Source organism: Paenibacillus sp. FSL H8-0261 (assembly GCF_045040645.1).
GTDB lineage: Bacteria > Bacillota > Bacilli > Paenibacillales > Paenibacillaceae > Paenibacillus_AQ.
Genome location: NZ_CP150297.1, coordinates 3,131,980 through 3,152,817, shown reverse-complemented (window position 1 = coordinate 3,152,817; position 20,838 = coordinate 3,131,980). Strand labels below are relative to the sequence as shown.

Genomic DNA, 20,838 nt, shown 5'->3' with positions numbered 1-20,838 from the left:
CACTTCTGCTTCCTTTCAACTTAAAAATAGCTAATCCCGTTTTATCGCCGTGAGCGCATTCGTTCTGGACGCGCTTATCGCAGGATAAATTCCCGATAGTACGCCTGTCATTACCGCAAATGCGATCCCTATTGGAAGGGTCATCAGAGGAATAGTGATTACTAAGGGCTCACCCATCCCCATTCCTCCTGTGGAACCAATCAGCTTATTTATGCCAAACACAATCAAGTATGAAAAGCCTATACCGAGCAACCCACCAAGCATCCCGAGCAATGCCGCCTCTGTAATGAACATATTTCGGATTTGCCCCATATTGGCGCCTAGCACCTTCATAATACCGATCTGGCGACGACGCTGATGGGTGGACATGGTCATCGCAACGATGATCGAGATCGAAGCAATAATTAGAATAAATATACCAATACCAAGCGCTGCTTTCTTGAACATACTGAATGTAGAAGCCATCGCCTCTTTTTGATACAAATTCGTACTAGTATTTAGTGTAAGTTTCTGGATAAGCTTCTCCACTTGTACGATGTTGTCCGTACTGTCAACTTTTACAATGGCTGAGTTGTAAACATCCTTTTGCCCAGCAGTTCCATTCATTAGTTTCAGTTGTTCCACCAGACGCTCACCAGTCTCTAGCGAAACATAAATCTTCTTGTCGTACATCGCCATATCAGGGTTCCCAGTACTATCCAATATCCCAACAATTTGAATGGGTGAGCTGATTAGAGACTGTCCAGTTTGAGAAGCAGGGTCATATGATTGCAATTGAACCTGTTGTTTGAACATATCCGACGGAAGCATGCTTAAACTGTTGTACTGTTCCATTATTTTATTATTGTAAGGATCAGTACTCAGTTGTTCAAAAAGACGCTGCCGAGTCTCGACATCAATCAATCCTACAGTTGCTCCGTAGTTTAGTACTGCCATACCAACCGAATCAGAAGGACCACCCTGCTTAAATTTATGGTCATATTTCGTTAATAGTCGAAGATCCGTTCCGATTAACTGTACGTCCGTAATTTTATTATCGATAGTAGTCATTTGTATGTAGCCAAGCTCTTGAAAAGGTGCTGCTGCGGTAACATGCCGCAGGCCTTGAACAATTTTCAGCTTCTGGCCCGTTAGCCTGCCGGGGTCGAGCTTTGCATCAGAAGCAGAGGCTCCTTTTCCTTCTCCGCCCCCTTGTGAAGGGATGCCGCTGTTCGGAGTCACCGTAATTTCATCCATTTTGAAATTCCGGTTAATTTCCCGCTCCGTATAGCTTTGCGCGGAATCTCCTATACTTAAAGCAACAATAATAGCAGCACAGCCAATCGATATACCTGCCATACAAAGACCTGTGACAACTTTCCGTCGTTTGACTTGCTCCCAAGCCAAACGTGAAATATCACTAATCCTCAATGAGTTTACCCCCTTCGAGTTCTGTATCCGAAGAAGTTTGTTTCTCAGTAATCATATATCCGTCCTGAAGCGTGAAAATCCGTTGCATTTGTTCTGCTACTTTGAGCTCGTGTGTTACAACGATGAAGGTGGTCTTCATCTTCTTGTTCAGGTTAAGCAGGATATTGATAATTTCCTCTTCTGTCTTCGAGTCCAGATTTCCGGTCGGTTCATCTGCGAAAATAACGGACGGTTCTGTGATCAAGGAACGTGCTATACTGACCCGCTGCTGCTGTCCGCCAGACAACTGTGAAGGGAACAGGTCGGCTTTATCCGGAATGCCGACCCCTTCCAGCAAGGCCAGAGCTTTTTGCTTACGTATTGATGGTGAAACGGATTGGAACACTAGCGGCAACTCTACATTTTCACGGACAGTCAAGCTAGTAATCAGTTCATATGCTTGAAAGATAAACCCGATATGCTTCCTACGAAATTCAGATAGCTTGTTTTCGCTCATCTTCACAATATCTTGGTCAGCAATGTAAATGTGGCCTTCCGTAGGCTTCATCAGACCTGCCATCAGGTTGAGCATGGTTGACTTACCGGAACCCGAGCTCCCCAGTAATGCAACCATCTCCCCCTTTTTCACAGAAAAATCTATTTGATGAAGGACTGCCGTCGTTTCATTACCATTCTTAAAAGAATGCGTTACATTTTCCACTCGCAACATTGGAGCTGCTCCTTCTCGTACATTAATAGATATGATTTCCTACTTCTCAGTTACTGGTCTATCAATCTTTATGCTATATGCCTGGCTGGCCAGCTCGATCCGTTCTCCTTGGAACTCATCATACAGTGTGATTCTGTAGGCGCCACCTGACAAGTTTTTATACATATTATTGGTAAATGTTGCAGTATAGGAGTTGTAATTCCCTTCAAGTAGTTCAGTACCGATGTTCAAGCTTCGTTCCTGTGATAGACCATATGGATCTGTCATTTTGAGCACCAGCTTATGAGTGAAGGTTCCCATGTCATAGGTACTGTCACGAAGTAGGTTGTAATTCATTACGATATCTATAGTGGTACTACCTTGCATCGATCGCCCTTCCGAACTCAGAACAGACATCGTGTACGGATATAGCGCAACCTTCGTCAAGTTATTCTCCGGTGGAGTAGAAACTGGATTTAGACTCAATGAAGCAATGTTAATGAATCCTGTTGGTTCCTGACCTGGTTCAGACAGCTTATTCCCAGTAATTCCTGGACCTAGATACATACTTACATCTGATGGAATAACGGATTTAGGCAATTTTGCCCAGTACGTTATTAATTGCTTACCACCAGGTGTAGCTGAAGTATCTGGCTGATTCACTGTAGCTTCGAATAGCTGGCCATCTCCCGTTTTAAAGTAACCCTGAAGGCGAGCCATTTTGCTTTGTCTTTTTTCCTCACTGCTAAGCAGTAGCTCTGTATATACGATATTAGAATTGAGACCTTCATAAATAATTGTTTTGTTCTCTTGGACACTAGCGTTCTTGCCTTTACCGGTGATTGCATAACTTCCCCCACGTTCAATAGTCGCTACAGCATTCATCGTACTGTTCGTGCTAAGCGACAGGAACGAGCTCTTCTCTTCTTTTACCGTTGTAAAGAGGTTCACTTTTAATTTATCAAACTCTTGCGTGTAAGGGATTTTGGCAAATACATAGATTTCCGCATTTTTTCCTGGCGCAATCGTCGAGGTTTCCTTGTCCATAAACAGTTCTGTAGAAGAAGACACATCGTCATTGTCTACTTGCACAGATCCTTTTAATTCTGGAAGTGTTAATGCCACCGATTGCGAATTCTTAATATTTATTCTAGCAACAACGATGTCATCATCTTTCCAAGGAAAGCGCTGTAAAGACAGCAAGTTATAAGTGAAAGAACCATATTCATTGGATGCACTATACTCCACGCCTTTTTGAATCTCAGGTCGTAATGTATAGGAAATTGTGTAGTAAGCAACAGGTACTGTCAGCTTGGCTGTATTGCCCGTACTTACATTATTCCCTTCAGATCCTGTTCCCTCGCCTGTACTGCTCGTATCTGGATTAGCTGGAGCTGAAACAGCCTCTATCATTTGCAATTGCAGCGAACTCTGCTCAACCTCAAGCGGAATTTGTGCGGTAAGTGGAATGATTTTTTCTTCCAAAGGTTTTATGGTTAGGCCGCTCAATCCCTTCGCATTGATCGGAAAGGTTGTCCCTGTTGAAGATTTGACGGCAAGCTCATACGTTGGCAACGTAACGGCCGTCTTCCCAACATTTTTCACTCGAAGCTGGAAGGTCCAAATCCCTTTATTATTCTCAGCGTATACGTTTGCGTTGTTTAACTGAGTTTCTATCGGATTATTATTAATGGTGATTTTCTTGGTCACACCTTTACCTACCACCAAATTAGGTGTTGTAGCTGTCGGTAGCTTGTACGAGGATTTAGCGATCTCAAGCTTCAGTGCTTCATCTTTTTGCGTAAATTGCAGCTTCATATTATCCGTCTTCATATAAGGAGGAATCTCGGCAAGATAATAGATAGTCTTCTTCTCCTGCGGCTGAATCTTGTAACTAATCTGAGAACGATCAAGTGCTAATTCATACGAACTGCCACCTGCAGAAAGTAAATAAGCCGCATAACCAGGATCACTGAGTACCTTACTGCCCTTATTGGTCAGGCTTATACCCACCTTGGCATAAACTTTCCCATTATATTTATAGAGCTCTAAAGACTCACTTTTGGCGATGACAGGAATGTCATTCATTGTGGTGCTAACATTTTTTCCATTTACAGCAGTTGGGGAATAATTAGCTGGCACAGTAAAACTTCCTGCATGCTTTAAATAACCTTTGGTTTTGGAATCCCATACATACATGGGAATCTTAATCCCTTTTAACGAATTGGTCTTGCCTATGTTGACGTAATATGTAACCCGCAAGCTTTCTTTAGCACCAATCTTCTTCTTAGTCGCGTCAGCGCTCAGTGGGTTACCCGGAATAACAGAACCCCCTGGCGTCGTCACTCTCGAAAAATAATACATTAGGTTTGCGTTTTTACTGCTCCCATTTGAATAATTCAGGGTATAGGTTAAAATATTTCCACCAGGTTGTGACCAAATATTGACATCTTCTAATGTAGCTTTGATATTTGCTCCTAATGAAATGGAACCCAGATTACTAGGGGGTGTTACTGTCGCCGCAGCTACAGCTGGATTGGTACGAACAGCATTATCGGATGCAGCTGAAGCGGTATGACCAGTCAATTGACTGATGACAAAGGTACTTAATAGTAAAACAACATATGTACTGCTATGCTTTCTCATTTACTTCCCTCCACGAGTATTTTGCTAGAATTATTATAGTGGTAAGTACAAAACCAATTGTATCCATGTTGTAACACTTTTGAAGCGTTTGTAACCTATTTGTTCCTATTTGCATGAATTTGAAGAATATTCTATTCTATAATTTCAATTCATCTTTCAATGCAGCCACATCTTTAGCAGAAGGATTTTCTTCTCCATATCTAACTTTTTCATATAATTCAATCAATGAATTCGACGTATTAACCGTATGTTCTTCGCCCTTATGTTTAACCTTGTTAAGAGCAGTCCATTTAATAATATCGTCTTCTGTTTCCTTCGGCGTAAGATAACTCTTAACTTCATAACCATGATCGTGCTTCAAATGAAGCCAACGCCGATATAACCAGCGAACACGCTCCGTTTCACTATTCATCTGCTCCCAGCGGTCTTTTCGATGTCTTGGCGTAAGGCGAGTACTCCAGAAATCCTTTAGACCTTGAAGCGTTTGCTCCCATGTAAATACACTCTTTTCCTCATCAAGATAAGTTGTATTGTCCTTTGGCGTATGTTCCCTGCGCAGCATGGATAGCAAGGCATCCATGGCTCTCTTTAATTTCCCACCGGCATTTCTATACAACCACCGAAGTCCATAATAAGCTGCAACTCCCAATAACACAGCTCCAGCAACATATAAAGCAACATCTAATATAGCAGCTAGTAGACCAGGCTCTTCATCTCCAACAAAAGGTAGTTCAGGACTCGCTTGAGGCTGTTCTACTGGCGGGGGTAGCGGCTCACTTGACCCAGAGAATAAATTACTAATCCATCCAAAGAACGAGCGTACCATATTCCATAGCAGTGTCCCTATAGCTTTTCCGACTCCTGCCGCTAATACGGCCGCAACAATTCCTATTCCAATGACATAAATACGGTTATTCCTTTGTAATCCTTTTGGCAAAGCTTTGCCCTCTTGAGAAAGCGAACTATACTGTAAATAGCTACTATTAGAAATAAATAGTGTGAGCAATAGACACAAACTACCGCACCAGGTCAGTAGTGTAACACTTCCCTCCAAATCGGGAATTCTACCAAATGCAATGGTCGCAACAAAATAGATTACAATACCTATCCAATACTTCTTACTGGACTGATCTCGAGAGTCAGCAGTCATTCCGAGAAAAGCGCATATAAAACCTGCGACACCTAAAGGCAGACTCTCGATAGACAGACTTCCTGCTGACAAAGCCCCAACCACCGTCCCAAGGATTAGAGCAGCCAGCAGTTGCTTCCATCTAACACTACACTGTTTTCGTAACAGAATACCTATTAATGATATTAGTGGTATGGCAGTCAGCCACATAGGTTCAACTTGCTTGGGCAGTACATAAACCTGAAACAGAATCCATACAGGTAAAACTAATAATAGTTCTAAGATAGAGTATATCCAGAGTTTGACCGTATTCCATACGTAACCAGATAACGGAAGTTTCATGCGCTCTCTCCTCCCTGTTCCGGAATATCCAGCCATTCTATACCATTGCCCAACACCAATAGGAGGTCAGCAGCCTCTTGTAATTCTGCTCCTCTATGACAGCTAATGATCAGAAAGTCTGTATCACTTATTCCGCTCTCGGCCTGCAGGGCTAGCAATCGACTCATAGGAAGCGTTCTGTCTAGCTCCAGCTTTGCTAACAGCTCTAGCAAGTCTTCCAGCTCAGCCATAGGTTTTGCTTCAACAGGATCTCTTTCGCCCCCGTTATCCAATCTGCCGTTACAGATAAATCCCGTCTCAATTCCATGGCGCATGGCGTATTCGGCGATAGTGGCTGCATATCTTATCCCTTGCTCGATACGTTCCACATCCGTTACCGCTCTCCACATGGAATCACTGTCCTCTATATTCAAGCAAATGACGAGTCTAGAATCCGCAGTGTAGTCTTTCTTATGTACCTGCATAGTCCCTGTGCGCGCTGTAGCCTTCCAGTTTATAAGTCCCATAGAATCTCCTGAGCTATACTCGCGAATACCTGCAGTCAGGAAAGGATCTTCTACGATCCATCTTTTCACTGGAAGTTCACCCAGCCAGCTATGTATCGGTAGCGGAAGATCGTCTAGATTCAGCAAATTAGGATAGACTAATAACTCTAATTGGAGAGGATACGTTTTATTTTTCCGGATCAATCCAAAGGGATCTCCAGTGGTCATGGTGACTGACTCCAAACGGTATATCCCACGCCGTTCGCAAGTTACTTGATGACGCCGTTTAATATGACGGTAAGATTTAAGAAAGAACAAGCTGATATGATTCTGGTAGATTTCACCCGTGCTAATACCGAGATTATCTTGACTTCCAAATTCCAAGCCTCTTGCAATACTAGATTCCAGTCGAAGCCATGGTAATGGCAGAAGTTTCGCATTAACGATCTCCTCGATCATCTCAAGGTTATCCCCTTCATAAGCGACCTTCGTTGAAAAATACCGAGTATAACTAAGCGCTTTCAGACCATTCCGTTCATAGATAACGGCAAGAAGGAACAGGAGAGCTATTGTAATGAAAATGAACCAAGGCAAAGCCATAGCTCATTCCACCTTTCCGCCTCTTAAGGATGCAACGAGTTCTGTCGGCACCTCTACCTCACGAAGCACTTGTAACACAATTTCCGCGGCCTGTCCCTCTTTTGAACCCAATCCACGATGAAGAAGTAGACGATGGGCAAGCACTGGAACAGCTACGGCTTTAATATCATCTGGTGTAACGAAAGATCTGCCTTGGATTAGAGCATATCCTTGAGATGATCTGAGCAATGCTCCACTCGCACGTGGACTCGCCCCTAGTTTTACTGCCGCAGATTTGCGAGTAGCTTCCGTAATCCGAACGATATAGGCTAGCAAATCATCACTTATACTCACGGAAGCAGCCAAACGCTGCGCAGCTTGTATATCTTGAGCGGCAGCCACAGCAAAAGTCTCTTCAAGTGGATTATTCTCACGGAAACGCTGCAAAATATGAATCCCTTCGTCAAATGAAGGATACCCCGTAGTAATCCGCATTAGAAATCTATCTAATTGAGCTTCAGGCAACGGAAAAGTGCCTTGGTTATCAATCGGATTCTGAGTAGCAATAACGAGAAAAGGTGCTTCTAGGCCATGAGTCACACCATCGATCGTGATTTGCCGCTCCTCCATACATTCCAGCAGACTGGATTGAGTTCTTGGTGTAGCACGGTTAATTTCATCAGCCAACAAAATATTCGCAAATACTGGACCTGGTCTAAACTGAAATTCACCTGACTTTTGATTATAAAAATTAATGCCGCTTAAATCAGAAGGCAGCAAGTCTGGTGTAAATTGAATACGTTTAAATGTACAATCTAAAGACTTTGCAAGGACTTTGGCTAACAAGGTTTTACCTGTACCCGGAACATCCTCCAGTAGAACATGACCATTGGCAAGTAATGCGGTTAATAGCAGGTCTACTCCATCTTCTTTACCTACAATGACTTTAGCTAGATTGGTTCTAATAGATTTGATGAGTTCAGTAACTTCTTGAAGATTCATGTAAATACACCATCCAATCTGAGGAAATTATTGTAATAAGTCCTTTAATCATAACAGAAAGTGTACCCAATATATAATTCACAAGAAAAGGCCCTGCCTATTAAAAAGGCAGAACCTAAATTTCCCCTCCTGTTTTCATTTACTTCGCAGTTTTATACCGATATCGAAAGAAAGCCGTGATGGCATAATAGATCGGTATGCTTTCAACGATTAGCCAAATGACAACAATAGCATAACTATTATAGTGTTTATAATAACTGCCTATGTGTCGTGAATATAAAAAAGCTATCGTTATTGAAGCTATTGTTAAAAAGGGAATGTACATTTTTCTAGCTTTTGTATTAAACAAGCCGGATACACATCTAGAGGCTACATAGATAAGAAAAGAGCTGTGAATGAACATAGAAGACGACCATATTCCAATTAAGAGCGGATCCGAATTACCTAGCAGATTATCTTGTTTGGCGCTGCGCACCAATTCAAGGAAAGGATATTGCAGTTCCTGACCCAAATGTGGACCAAAACTCATCATCGTCAGTGACCAACCAATTAAGACAGTTACTAAGACAAATATCCCCGTAAGAACTAATCTTTTCAGCATCTTCGCTTCAAGCTTCAGATCGGGCACAACAAACAAGAGGACAATCCATTCCCCAAACCATGACATGACTACAATAGAGTCCTTCAGGGCAATCCCGGGATCATGATAATGAATGAAGGCTGGCAGCATATTGAAGTCCGCATTTGGGAGAAATAAATTAAATAAAATGATCATCGTGATGAAAAAAATAAGAAAAAGTCCATCCGCCATATACGCAATCGTTGTAAAGCCTAAACTTGCAGTATACATAATCACTAGCCCAATCACACATTGAATAAACAGAGGTGGAGTTCCCCTCAAATAATTAGAACCAAAGAATAGCACAAAGTTCTCAATATCAAAGGATGCATAATAAACACACCAGCATAAAAGCATAAGAAGCATGAACTTGTGTGGCCATTTACCTATGATATCTTTTCCAAAGCTAACCCACGCTTGATTTGGCCGCAGCATACCAACGTGAAAAGTAAACCACAATAATATTAACCCTAATAAAGATCCCACTATTAAACCAATCCAGCCTTGATAGGATGAAGTAGCAATTAGAGTCGGAATCAAAAAAATAGTGGTTTGGGAGCTGAAGAAAATAATAAAAAAACGGAACAGCTGCCATTTCGATGTTTGCATAACTTCTCCCTCTAAACGTCTTATTTTGCTGTTCCAAAATCCACAATGCTAAAATCTGTCTTCACTTTAATATCAGCCTCTTGAGCATAATAATTATCCCACCGCTCTCTAAGCTGCTTCCATTGCTTTGGATCGTTCCATTCCAGTAACAATCCGAGTTGCAGAACATCGGCACCTGCTTTTTGGGTATTACGAATAGCTTCGTTAAGATTATCAGAGACTTTCTCTTTAAGCTTCGCAATGATAATTTGGCCGAGTTCCTCTGCATCCCTATTCTTAGGATCCCTTAAATAAATTACACTAGCTTTCCCCTTTATATTCACTGTGAACACAGGACCCTTATCCGTTTTATTTAACTTCTTTGATGATTTTGTGCTTACAAATACAACACTTGCGGCGCTTTTTCCCTCATCCCAATCGACGGAGTAAACTGCCAGCTTAAGACTGCCTGCAGCCCAAGCTAATGCCCTTCCCTCTTTAAGCTTAAGAACTCCTTTCATTTTATCTTTTTGAAACAGCATTGCCCCTTGGATTCCTGCCCAGAATTCCGGTTTTCCATCTTTAGATGTTTCTTCTTTTTTACCAAATGAAAGATTGTTTATAGCAAATCCAACACCGGATGCCTCTGCATACAGGCAATCCTTAATCGTAGTTGAGAACAAGTATCTCTCTGATCCAAAGTTCCTTAGTACATCCGAGGGTATTTGCTCGTAAATAGGTGTTAAAGTATTCATCTCTTTTGCACTTCCCGGACTAGCCATAACAAAAGCACCCAGAGGAAGACTTGGTTCTCTTTCAATCCATAATAGTAGTTCGCTGATTCCTTGTTCAGCAAAGGTCTTCCCTAAGACAATTACTTTTAATTGAGCAAGACTAAGCTGACGTGTTAAGTCTTTTTGAATTAACAGCATGGCATCTGCAATCGTTTCTGCGGTCTTAGAGACGGTAGAATAAGTATTACCGTCTCCTCCACCGCCAATTGAAGGTTGTCCAGCTGCGTTAAGACGATTGGGCAAGGGTGAATTAATCGTAATTTCAACAGTCCCTGGTTCTTTGCCTTTATCGATAAACATTCCGTATACAAATGTTAGTTCATCCAGCTCAACCTTCGACGACCAACAACCTGTTATATTTAGGAGCAAGATTATAATCACTCCTATCTTCAGGATTCTCATTTCTCTTTCTGTCTCCTTTTATTCCTATCTGTATAGAGGTTGCTGCGTTTCTTCATAAAGTTTGAGGGGAAGCGCGCTAATGTATCCTTCCAGTCCTGTAACACAAGTGGGGCAACGGGTTGCAAATATGGAGCACCTAACGGTCTTAAGTTTGCTAAATGTCCGTAAATCAAAAAAGCTGTAATATATACCCCGAGCAGCCCCATTGTTCCACCCATAACCAATAACGGGAAACGAAGTAGCCGGAAAGTAAGACCTAGCTCATAATGAGGAATGATATAGGTGGCAATTCCGGTAATAGAAACAACAATAACCATTGGAGCAGATACAATTCCTGCTTGGACCGCAGCCTGACCAATAACGATACCCCCAATTATTGAAACCGTCTGTCCTACAGGCTTTGGAATTCTAGTCCCAGCTTCTCTAAGCGCTTCAAAGGTAAGCTCCATAATTAAAGCCTCGGTAAGCGCTGAGAAAGGAATGTTCTCTCTCGCAGAAGCAATTGTAATTAACAGGTTTGGTGGAATGATTTGAGGATGAAAGGTTGTAATCGCTACATAAAGTGATGGAAGAATCATGGATATGATTGAGAACAGAAATCTAACAATACGAATCCAGCTTGCTGCATAAAAGCTTTGGTAATAATCCTCAGAGGATTGCAGCATGGTGAAAAAAGATGTCGGAGCGAGCATTGCAGTAGGTGTGCCATCTTGTAAGATTCCGATTCGGCCTTCCATTAAAGAAGCTGCCACCGAATCAGGACGTTCTGTATATTGAAATAACGGAAATGGCGTGAGGTTACCGTCCCTTAAATATTCTGATATATAACTAATCCCTAGTATTCCGTCAATATCTATTTCATTTAACTTCTGCTTTATCTCAGCAAGAACTTCTTTTTTGTAAAGTCCTTCAATGTAGACCACATACACATCAGTTTTTGTATATTTACCAATCGAATAATGAATGGTTTTTAGATCCGGATGTTTAATTTTATGTCGAATCAAAGAGAGATTCGTTTCAATATCTTCAATGAAAGCCTCTTGAGGACCAATCACTACAAGTTCGTTTTGTGATTCGGTCACTGATCTTTTTTGATATTGGGTAATTTCAAAATAATAAACATAAGGAAGATCCTCTATACAAAGCACTACTTTCCCAGCAACGATCATATCTACAATCTTGTGTAAGTCAAATGCCTTGAGATATTGGATAGGAAAAACAATTCCTTGATCTAACCGTTCTAAAAAATCCGGCCATTCCAGCTTTGTTTCTGCTTCTGTTTTTAGCGGCAAAGCAATACTTTCATGAAGTGTCTTAGAATCGATGATGGAAGGGATATAGATCAAAAGACAGGTATGCCCATGAACAGAAATGGTCTGATAAACCGCATCACTGCATCCCTCCAGTTGATCTTTAATGGTTTCTAAAATTCCTGACATAGGCTGTATACCTCCTGGGTTGTGACTTGCGAATCTGGCTTAGTTTGCCAATTGTTTACGAGGTTTATACTCCCTATTCCATTTAGCTGTATACGAAAAAAAGAACCGATGCGAAAAACCGGTTCTTTCTTCTTTTAGGTATGAGGTTTGTTAGCCCATCAACTTTGGATTAAAGGCTTTAGCACTTTCAAAGATGCTTGCAATTGCTCTGAGCATTGTTCGTACATTTTTTTAGCTTTTTCATTTTCTGTCGACAAACTGAACATTTCCAGATCCGCTTCACATTTTTTTAGTAAAGCATATAATTGTGGTTTATCTTGTGGCTGTGGAACTTTAAAGTTGTCGGCATACAAATCGACCGTCAGCTCTCCATAAGAATCAACTTGAGCGAGAAATACATTCTCGACGGTTAGCCCCATTTTCTCTAGCGCTCCATCAAGCCAGCTGCGAGTCAGATTTAAGGTGTCTAACGGTTTATCTAATACTTTTCCATCCATAATGACGGCTTGTGACTCTTTCTGTGGGGCAACCTTCACACCCAGGTCTTTTGCCGATAGAGGGAGATACTCCTTCTTAAGCAGAACATTAATCGCTCCATCAGACTCCATAATCGCAAATTCCACTTCAGATATATTGAATACATCCTTTTTACGTAGCTCTTCCAATAATTCATCTGTTGTTAAACGTTCCTTTTTCATATGATCTTCGAGTATTTTCCCGTCCTTTATAAGAACGGTGGACTTAAAGTCAATGAAGTCTCTTGCTTTTTTACTCTTCATCTGAAGCCATTCAATTCCTAAAGAACAAGCGACCCATACAATCAGTGCAATGAGTCCTAAATGCCAATACTTATCCGTATCCAAAGAAATATAGGCGGCTAAGCTGCCGACGGTTATCCCCGTAATATACTCGAAGAACGAAAGCTGCGATACTTGTCTCTTCCCCAGTAATTTAGTTAAAAAGAAAAGCACAACCACAGCAAAGAGTGTTCGTACTACAACCTCCAACCACTCCGGCATCACAATTTTCCTCCTTTTTTAAATCAACACTTGTTTAGTAACACTCATTATTTGTCAAAAAAGGTCCATTCAATCCTGAATTAGACTACTTATTTATGGAAATCGGTTAACGTGTAAAGCTTGTATTTTTTTCCTGCATAACTAAAGTAACGGTTGAGGACAATAGGAAACGTCATGCTAGAAACTTAAAACAGAGGAGAGAAACCTAATGACAGTAGCCTCACAAGTTAAAACATGTTTATCTTCTTTAAAAGGTGCTCAAGCGAGCTTGGAGCAATTTGCACTTGAAACACAAAACGAAAGTGCAAAAACTTTATTCACAAATGCAGCTGAGCAAACGCAACAAATCGTTACACAGGTTGAAAATCGGGTAACCGAATTAGAGTCAGAAGAACCTCAATACAAAGGTTTCTAACTTTCACATGAACAATCAAAGGGGTCATTAAGCTAGCGATAACTAGCTTAATGACCCCTTCTTTATATCATCACTGCAATAACGCTTACTTTCTTTTTTTGGCAGGAATCAGGATCTGAACCGATGTTCCAATTCCCACACGACTAAAAATACTTACGCCATACTCAGGTCCATATTGCAGTTTAATCCGTTGATCCACATTACGGACGCCATAACCTGTATTTGTATGTCCCTTAGAATCAAAAATTTGATCAATACGCTCTTGTCTGATGCCTATACCATCGTCAATGATACGGAAGAGTATATTATCGCCTTCCTTACGGCCTACAATCCGTAAATGGATGTGATCGCCGCACCAAGCATGCTTCAGCACGTTCTCGATAAAGGGTTGTAGAATCAGTTTAATGGTTTCATAAGGCCAGATCTCTGTATCAAAATCAAACATAACCTCCAAGCGGTCACCATATTTAATTTTCTGGATTTCTAAATAGGCGTTTGCTTGCTCAATTTCAGTTGGAACCGGAATCATCGTACGGCCTTCATTAAGTGTTAAACGATAAAACTTCGCTAATTCCAGTACCATCTTCTGCAGCTTCTCATTTTGACCAAACTTTGCTAATTGAATTATAGACGACAAAGTATTGTACAGGAAATGTGGGTTGATTTGCGATTGTAGGATTTCAAGCTCCGCTTCCTTCTTCTGGAGCTGAGTCAGATATACCTCTTTAATCAACATATCAATATTTTCACCCATATCATTCAGCGCGGTTGCTATCTGAGAGAATTCATCCTTCCCTCGATATTTAATACGCTTGTGAAGATCACCTTCCCTATAGGCATTAAGCACATATACGAACTTATTAATCCGAATCGAAAAATAACGGGATATAAATATGCCTACAAAGCTAAAAACCACACAGCATATGAGGCACATTAAAATAATAAACAAACGTACCTTCATTGCATCTTTTTCAAGGATTGCAATCGGAACAAGCGCGATTAATTGCCATGCTTGGTTAGCAACCATAATCGTTTCTTTAATCGTCAGGTAATCCTTATTTAGTTCGGCTTCATTAGTATAGTTCTCCGGTAGTTCACCCGATTGATACATCGTTCTTCCAAATTCGTTCTTTATAATTAAATTACTTCCTTTTCCTATCTTCGTATAATTGACACTGTCAAATAGATCTGGAATCCTTACATTAATCCGCAGGAATCCTATCTCTTTAGGCTTAAGAGGCTCGTATGTATCAATTAGTCTACGGAGCAACGAGATACGATTATTCTCTACATCGCTCTCGATCTGCCACCATTTCATAGTTTCAGCGTATTTTTCAGTTGGAAAATCATAATACCAGGACTTACCTTCAATCCGTTTCATGTGGTAGAGATGATAAAAGCTACTATTATCCAAATAGCCCTCAAGTGAATTCGAATAGATCTCAGGGATCGATTCATTCTTTAAGAATAGAGACATCCCTATCTTCACACCTGTAGATTGAATAGCTACGTCAAGCTTCGGCAGCACCTTCTTAGACATCCGATCGTAATTTTCCCAGCCTTCCTCATAACTCCGAAGATTCCGATAAAAATCAAAATCACTGTATAATTGCGTTGATATTCGAGTAACTTCGTCCATTTTATAATCAATATTGTCACGAATCTGCAATAACGTTCCCTTAATATTCGTATTGATATGTTCGCGTAATGAATCATTATACATGGAATGAGAGACGAACCCTATCAAGGATATAGGAATAATAATAAAAAACATATACGTCAGCATTAACTTATACCCAATCGGCACATACTTATGTCTTCTTCGTATTTTCATAGAACATCATCCCCCATCACTTGTCGCGCTTACGATACTCCATAGGTGTCATACCATAAGCCTCTTTGAACTGTCTGCTGAAATAAGGGAGATACCGATAGCCTACCTTGCTAGCGATTTCATAGATTTTGCAGGTCGGATCTTTTAAAAGCTTGCCTGCTTGATCCATTCGAAGCTGTGTAAGTACTTCACTGAACGTTTTCCCAGTTTCCTCTTTGAATAGATAGCCCAAATAGTTAGGGGAGAAAGAGAACTGCTGCGCAATATCTTTAAGCGTAAAGTTATCGCTCATTCTGTCCTGCATCGTTTGGATGATTTCTCTAATCAATTTATGGTTCACTGAATCTGATTTACTACGCAGGTACTCGGAGATCTCAAACGTTTTGAGCACGAGCCACGAGCGAATATCACTGATCGTATCGAATTGATGTAAAACATCTAAACTATGTATTTCCATACCTAAAATTTCAAATAAATCCTCACTAACATCCTTTAACTGCTGATCCAGCTTCCAAATGATATACATTGCCAGATTATGAATAGTGAATTTGGACCTTAAACTACTCACAGAGCGGAATAACTTGTCGATCTCATCATAAATAAGTACTAACTCATACTCTTTCACCGCTTTAAACAGCGTATCCATACGGGTATCTAACATACGAGCATCGATCATCCCTGGTTCACTGCTAACGGTCTCATACATTATAAGATTGCCTTTGCCAATAAACATTTTTCCGTCCACAGCTTCCATAGCTTGTCGATAGGAGATATGAATCTGTTCCATAGAAAATGTTGGTTTGCCTACACCTACAGTCATTGTGACTGGAAACTTCGCACGAATCGAGGCGTAAATATCCTCAGTGAACTTTTCCATTTCCTGTTCGTTAATCAATAATGCAATCCGATAGGACGATACCTTGTAGCAATGTGGCATTCCGTGCTTCTGACCTATTCTATTCACTTCATAAAGGAAGTCCTTAGCCATTTGATGTTTAGATAGATTATCCTGTCCTTGAAGCCAGTTGAAGTAGTCAAGCTCCAAGACAGCTACACGAACAGGCCAATTCAGCTTATCCAGACCGTATGACTTCACAAGCGACAACATTCCGGCCTGGCTACCCTCTTCCCCTTCCCATTCCCCTTCGAATAAGCGTATCAACAAATCATTTTTGGCCATTGGAATCATATGCTGATAGGCTTCTTCAACATCACGGCGTTTACGTTCATCGTCTAAATCCTGCCTTACTTTCTGAAGTGCAGCAATGAGTTCACTATCATCCATTGGCTTAAGGACGTAGCTATACGCCTTTAGTGACAGTGCTTGCTTAACATAGCTAAAATCTTGGTAACCGCTTACAAATATCACGCGTATATCCTTTTTTTTCTCTATGGCAATTCGAGCCAGCTCAAGGCCCGACATATTCGGCATATTCACATCGCTTACGATAATATCAATAACATGCTGATCTAAAATATCGCACGCGGTAAACGCGTTATTTGCTGCCTCCACAACTTCCATACCAAGCTCATTCCAAGGAATAAATTGTCTCATACCTTCTAGATCCAGCATCTCATCGTCTACTAATAATACGTTGTACATCAACAAGTCCCCCTTTGAAATGCATAAATCTGTCCCTGTAAATTCTACCACTACTCTTTCCCAGTATACCATTCATAAATTTGTCTAACAGCCTATAAACAATGAATCATCAGAATACAACGTAAAAACGAAGGCTTGCCTAGTAGCAAACCTTCGTATTACTAATTATTATTTTCCTAAAGCTTTCTTGTTTTCTGTCCATACTTTTGTAACATAATCAAGGAATTTCTCATAACCAACCTTCATGGAATCATCATGTGCTTTGTCAAGAATGGCTAATGCTTCTGCATCGGTCTTCGCATACATTGATTTCGCTCTTGCAGTTAGCCAGATATCTCTAACGCTTTGTCTGATAATACCTTCTTCACTGTCTGGAGCCGGATCCCAGTTTAGGAACTCCGTAAAGTCGCCTTGTGAAGCCCACGTTACTTCCATCTGCCAACGGTTACTAAAGTCGATCTTATCAGCTGGAAGGGTTTGCAACATCATTTTCTTGGTATTATCCAAGAAAACCGTGTTTCCTACCCAAACCAAGTCACCAGCCTTACCGCTGATTTCAGACAATGCTTCTGGCTCATTTAGATATTTATCTTTATTAAATTTAGGAGTAAGTCCATCTGCTTCAAATCCATCCCAGTAAGCGTCTGGTCCTGGAGGGCCCCAGTTCAGAACCATAGAACCTTCTGCACCTGTCATCCAATCAAGCATTGCGAATACAGCTTCTGGATTTTTAGCGTTTTTAGTGATTGTAGCAACGTTCCATCCTAACTGATTGTACGTTCCCGGTGTGATTTTACTTTGATCCAAGCCCGGTTTGTAGATTGGTTTAATAAACATATAACCATCTTCCGGATTTTTCTTCTTCATCTCTTCATCAGCAGTAGCCAGCAACTTCATCGGATCGAATGTCGCAATCACAGCGAACTTGCCATTCATCGCTTTCTCTCTAATTTGGTCTTCTGTTTGGGTATTCGCATCCTGTGTCATAAGCTTCTCACGCATTAATTTAGCACCAAAGACAACGGACTCACGGAACCCTTCATCTTTGTAAATGGAAGCCATTTTGTCGCCATCAGGTACAGCATATATTCTAGTATACGAAAGGTTATTCTCTTTAAAAGAGGAGAACAACTGGTCAATACCGTTACCATCTTTCGCTAAGCCAGTCTCAAACGGAATAACATCTGGGAACTTCGCTTTAACAGCATTTAAGTAAGCATACAAATCATCCGTAGTCTCTAGCTTAGGAGAACCGAGTTCTTTGTAAATTTTCTTATTGATCGCATAACCGGCATTACCGTTTGGTTGTGTTGTATAATAATTCGGCAGCTGATAGATTTTACCATCAGGAGAACGAAGCAATTCCAAATGTCCAGCTGTTAAGTACTTTTTAAAGTTTGGATATTTATCAATGTATTCATCCAAAGGAACTAGCATATCCGCTTGACGAAGACGCTCTACGTCAGCACCTTTCTCAGTCCATACAATATCCGGCAGCTCATTACCAACGATCATCGTTTGCAGCTTCTGAGCATTATTACCACCAGAGCTAATTCCAGTGACATTGATTTTCAAATTATCTAAAATCCATTTAGAAGCAGCATCTTTGCCCCATTTCGGCATTTGATACCAGCCGTAGTTTCCGTAGAATGATACTTCAAGCGGTTCTTTCCCTAACTCATACAAATCAGCCGCTGGAGCTTCAGTTGCTGTGTTAACCGCTGTTCCTCCTTCTTTCACTGGTTCAGCAGTTGCAGCTGGAGCGCTTGAATTGTTGCCACCACAACCCGCCACCACAGTCGACAATAGCAAGGTAGACAACGTTCCGAGAAGCATCTTTCTCTTAGTCTTCAATGTATTTTCCCCTTTCAATTTGTAATCTATGTTCAAAGCAATACGCTCTAAACCCCATCTCATTCTATCATCCTACTCTTTCAATGATCCGACCAAGACACCTTTAACGAAGAATCTTTGTAGGAATGGGTATACACATACAATCGGAATGGTTGCAACCATGATCGTAGCCATCGTTAATGACTTCGACGTTATTTTCTTGGCTGAGTTAATATGAGCAATGGAACTTGCATCTACATTAGACAGCTGTTCTGAAGCAATATTAGAGAACAATATCTGTCTCAAGATGGTCTGAATCGGCATTAACTCCTCTTTCGTAATGTAAATACTCGCTACGAACCACTCATTCCAGTGATTGACTGCTGTGAACAATGATAATGTTGCGATGACAGGCCCTGACAAGGGAAGTACGATTCGGAGAAAAGTTCCCCAGTATCCGCAGCCATCAATCTTTGCTGACTCCTCTAAACCTTGCGGAAGACCTTGGAAGAAGGTCCGGAATATGATCATATTCCATACGCTGACAAGTGCAGGAATAATAAACACCCAAAATGAGTTGAAGAGGCCTAAACTTCTGATAAGCATGTATGACGGAATGAGTCCCCCACCGAAATACATTGTAATGATACACATAATCATGTAATATTTGCGACCCATTAGTTCGCGCTTCGACATCCCATAAGCAAATATCGAAGTGGCCAATATCGCTGTTACTGTACCAATTACCGTCCGCAATGTTGCAATGACGAATCCACCCATTAAACGAGAATCTTCAAATACGATCTTATAATTCTCAAGCGTGAACTCACGGACCCAGAAAGTAATTCCGCCTTTGGAAGTATCCATCCCCTCATTAAAAGAAATCACAAGTGAATTCCAAAATGGATAAAACGCGGAGAATGCCAGTAAGGTCAAGAATACATATATGAATCCAATAAACAATCGGTCTCCTATGTTAGTACGTTTCATAATTCAGTCCCCCTATATTGAGTAATTCATTACCACAAGCTGTTTCCCGCTCTTCTGGCAATGAAATTTGCAAAGGTAAGTAATGTCACACTGATAACGGCCTTGAACAATCCGATAGCAGTCGCATAGGAGTACCTGAAGTTATCTATACCGACACGTACAACATATACATCAACTGAATCTGATACCTCTCGTAGAGCCGGATTGGAAGCAAGGATCAAAATATCTTCAAATCCTGCATTCACCAGATTACCGATTGCCAGAATCATAAAGATGATCACAACTGGCATAATGGAAGGCAACGTAATCAAATATATCTGTTTAAAGCGACTCGCACCATCCATCGAAGCGGCTTCGTATAAGTGCGGATCAATACCAGCAATGGCAGCTAAGTAAACGATCGAGGCAAATCCAATTTCCTTCCACACATTGGTTGTAACTAAAATGCCCCAGAAATATTCGGTCATAGACAGGAAGTTAATCGGTTCATCGATAAATCTCAATTTCTCAAGCAGCATATTTATACTGCCATTATCTACGGATAGCATCGAGGTAACCATCGAGCCGATAACCACCCACGATAAGAAGTGAGGCAAGTATGTAACGGTCTGAATAACCCGTTTAAAGAACATCTTACGAACTTCGTTCAGCATTAACGCCAAAATAATCGGTGCAGGAAATCCAAAACAGAACTTCAGTAAGCTGATTATGATTGTATTTTTCATAACCACTTCAAATTCAGGAGCATTAAAGAAGTAAATAAAGTGCTTTAATCCAACCCAATCACTGCTAATAAAGCTATTACCTAACTTGTAATCTTGAAAAGCGATTAGAATACCGTACATGGGGATATAGGCAAAAATAAAAACTAAAACAAGTGCTGGCAATACCATAAGCTGCAGATCTATTTGCTTAAAAAAGCGTCTTATCCCGCTGGTCCGATGCTTGCCGAGATTCGGTCTTGATGTCTTGTCTGGTGCGACGCTTGCGTTCGCCATATGTAAGTCCTCCTAAACCTAGA

At 40.9% G+C, this 20,838-nt stretch carries 16 protein-coding genes; 1 reads left to right on the top strand and 15 read right to left on the bottom strand.

Translation table 11 applies throughout. The features are described from left to right. Positions 1–30 precede the first annotated feature (30 nt). The 10 genes from MHI27_RS14035 to MHI27_RS13990 all read right to left on the bottom strand — a co-directional run bounded on the left by MHI27_RS14035 (position 31) and on the right by MHI27_RS13990 (position 13,142). Entirely contained in the window at positions 31–1,410 is a 1,380-nt protein-coding gene (locus MHI27_RS14035; protein ID WP_042187872.1) for an ABC transporter permease, read from the bottom strand. Next, entirely contained in the window at positions 1,400–2,119 is a 720-nt protein-coding gene (locus MHI27_RS14030; protein ID WP_042187870.1) for an ABC transporter ATP-binding protein, read from the bottom strand. The genes MHI27_RS14035 and MHI27_RS14030 overlap by 11 nt, the downstream gene beginning before the upstream one ends. Positions 2,120–2,158: 39 nt before the next feature. Continuing rightward, complete coding sequence (locus MHI27_RS14025) at positions 2,159–4,744, bottom strand: hypothetical protein (protein WP_405176525.1); 2,586 nt, start codon at positions 4,742–4,744, stop codon at positions 2,159–2,161. Between the two features lie 136 nt (positions 4,745–4,880). Continuing rightward, complete coding sequence (locus MHI27_RS14020; RefSeq protein WP_339803519.1) at positions 4,881–6,215, bottom strand: OadG family protein; 1,335 nt, start codon at positions 6,213–6,215, stop codon at positions 4,881–4,883. Then, positions 6,212–7,300 (bottom strand): DUF58 domain-containing protein, encoded by a 1,089-nt coding sequence (locus MHI27_RS14015; RefSeq protein WP_405176524.1) that lies wholly within the window; start codon positions 7,298–7,300, stop codon positions 6,212–6,214. Before MHI27_RS14015 ends, MHI27_RS14020 begins: the two co-directional genes overlap by 4 nt. Positions 7,301–7,303: 3 nt before the next feature. Next, positions 7,304–8,281 carry a MoxR family ATPase gene (locus MHI27_RS14010; RefSeq protein ID WP_042187864.1) on the bottom strand — a complete coding sequence of 326 codons (978 nt, stop codon included), beginning with the start codon at positions 8,279–8,281 and terminating at the stop codon, positions 7,304–7,306. Positions 8,282–8,420: 139 nt separating this feature from the next. Then, a complete protein-coding gene (locus tag MHI27_RS14005) occupies positions 8,421–9,509 on the bottom strand; it encodes a GerAB/ArcD/ProY family transporter (protein ID WP_339247842.1) in 1,089 nt (362 codons plus the stop codon). A 20-nt stretch (positions 9,510–9,529) separates the two neighbouring features. Then, a complete protein-coding gene (locus MHI27_RS14000) occupies positions 9,530–10,684 on the bottom strand; it encodes a Ger(x)C family spore germination protein (RefSeq protein WP_405176523.1) in 1,155 nt (384 codons plus the stop codon). Then, a complete protein-coding gene (locus MHI27_RS13995; protein ID WP_405176522.1) occupies positions 10,681–12,123 on the bottom strand; it encodes a spore germination protein in 1,443 nt (480 codons plus the stop codon). The genes MHI27_RS14000 and MHI27_RS13995 overlap by 4 nt, the downstream gene beginning before the upstream one ends. A 158-nt stretch (positions 12,124–12,281) precedes the next feature. Then, positions 12,282–13,142 (bottom strand): DUF421 domain-containing protein, encoded by an 861-nt coding sequence (locus MHI27_RS13990; RefSeq protein ID WP_042187856.1) that lies wholly within the window; start codon positions 13,140–13,142, stop codon positions 12,282–12,284. 208 nt (positions 13,143–13,350) lie between these two features. Here MHI27_RS13990 and MHI27_RS13985 point away from each other — a divergent pair, with 208 nt between their 5' ends. After that, on the top strand, positions 13,351–13,557 hold the full coding sequence (locus tag MHI27_RS13985) for a DUF1657 domain-containing protein (protein WP_036678243.1): 207 nt from the start codon (positions 13,351–13,353) through the stop codon (positions 13,555–13,557). An 85-nt stretch (positions 13,558–13,642) separates the two neighbouring features. Here the strand turns inward: MHI27_RS13985 and MHI27_RS13980 are convergent, their stop codons facing one another. The 5 genes from MHI27_RS13980 to MHI27_RS13960 form a co-directional block, all read right to left on the bottom strand. Then, positions 13,643–15,391 (bottom strand): sensor histidine kinase, encoded by a 1,749-nt coding sequence (locus MHI27_RS13980; protein WP_076286367.1) that lies wholly within the window; start codon positions 15,389–15,391, stop codon positions 13,643–13,645. A gap of 16 nt (positions 15,392–15,407) precedes the next feature. Then, on the bottom strand, positions 15,408–16,994 hold the full coding sequence (locus MHI27_RS13975) for a response regulator (protein WP_042187852.1): 1,587 nt from the start codon (positions 16,992–16,994) through the stop codon (positions 15,408–15,410). A gap of 168 nt (positions 16,995–17,162) precedes the next feature. After that, entirely contained in the window at positions 17,163–18,848 is a 1,686-nt protein-coding gene (locus MHI27_RS13970) for an extracellular solute-binding protein (RefSeq protein WP_052404491.1), read from the bottom strand. 72 nt (positions 18,849–18,920) lie between these two features. Beyond that, entirely contained in the window at positions 18,921–19,817 is an 897-nt protein-coding gene (locus MHI27_RS13965) for a carbohydrate ABC transporter permease (protein ID WP_042127373.1), read from the bottom strand. A gap of 29 nt (positions 19,818–19,846) precedes the next feature. Continuing rightward, positions 19,847–20,815 (bottom strand): sugar ABC transporter permease, encoded by a 969-nt coding sequence (locus MHI27_RS13960; protein WP_042127372.1) that lies wholly within the window; start codon positions 20,813–20,815, stop codon positions 19,847–19,849. Between the last annotated feature and the right edge of the window lie 23 nt (positions 20,816–20,838).

What these genes read in the sequence shown, in the direction of transcription:
- MHI27_RS13990 (WP_042187856.1), bottom strand. Translation starts at nt 13,142, where the DNA reads ATGCCGGAGTGGTTGGAGGTTGTAGTACGAACACTCTTTGCTGTGGTT.
- MHI27_RS14010 (WP_042187864.1), bottom strand. Translation starts at nt 8,281, where the DNA reads ATGAATCTTCAAGAAGTTACTGAACTCATCAAATCTATTAGAACCAAT.
- MHI27_RS13985 (WP_036678243.1), top strand. Translation starts at nt 13,351, where the DNA reads ATGACAGTAGCCTCACAAGTTAAAACATGTTTATCTTCTTTAAAAGGT.
- MHI27_RS13965 (WP_042127373.1), bottom strand. Translation starts at nt 19,817, where the DNA reads ATGAAACGTACTAACATAGGAGACCGATTGTTTATTGGATTCATATAT.
- MHI27_RS14000 (WP_405176523.1), bottom strand. Translation starts at nt 10,684, where the DNA reads ATGAGAATCCTGAAGATAGGAGTGATTATAATCTTGCTCCTAAATATA.
- MHI27_RS14015 (WP_405176524.1), bottom strand. Translation starts at nt 7,300, where the DNA reads ATGGCTTTGCCTTGGTTCATTTTCATTACAATAGCTCTCCTGTTCCTT.
- MHI27_RS13995 (WP_405176522.1), bottom strand. Translation starts at nt 12,123, where the DNA reads ATGTCAGGAATTTTAGAAACCATTAAAGATCAACTGGAGGGATGCAGT.
- MHI27_RS13975 (WP_042187852.1), bottom strand. Translation starts at nt 16,994, where the DNA reads ATGTACAACGTATTATTAGTAGACGATGAGATGCTGGATCTAGAAGGT.
- MHI27_RS13960 (WP_042127372.1), bottom strand. Translation starts at nt 20,815, where the DNA reads ATGGCGAACGCAAGCGTCGCACCAGACAAGACATCAAGACCGAATCTC.
- MHI27_RS14025 (WP_405176525.1), bottom strand. Translation starts at nt 4,744, where the DNA reads ATGAGAAAGCATAGCAGTACATATGTTGTTTTACTATTAAGTACCTTT.
- MHI27_RS13980 (WP_076286367.1), bottom strand. Translation starts at nt 15,391, where the DNA reads ATGAAAATACGAAGAAGACATAAGTATGTGCCGATTGGGTATAAGTTA.
- MHI27_RS14030 (WP_042187870.1), bottom strand. Translation starts at nt 2,119, where the DNA reads ATGTTGCGAGTGGAAAATGTAACGCATTCTTTTAAGAATGGTAATGAA.
- MHI27_RS14005 (WP_339247842.1), bottom strand. Translation starts at nt 9,509, where the DNA reads ATGCAAACATCGAAATGGCAGCTGTTCCGTTTTTTTATTATTTTCTTC.
- MHI27_RS14020 (WP_339803519.1), bottom strand. Translation starts at nt 6,215, where the DNA reads ATGAAACTTCCGTTATCTGGTTACGTATGGAATACGGTCAAACTCTGG.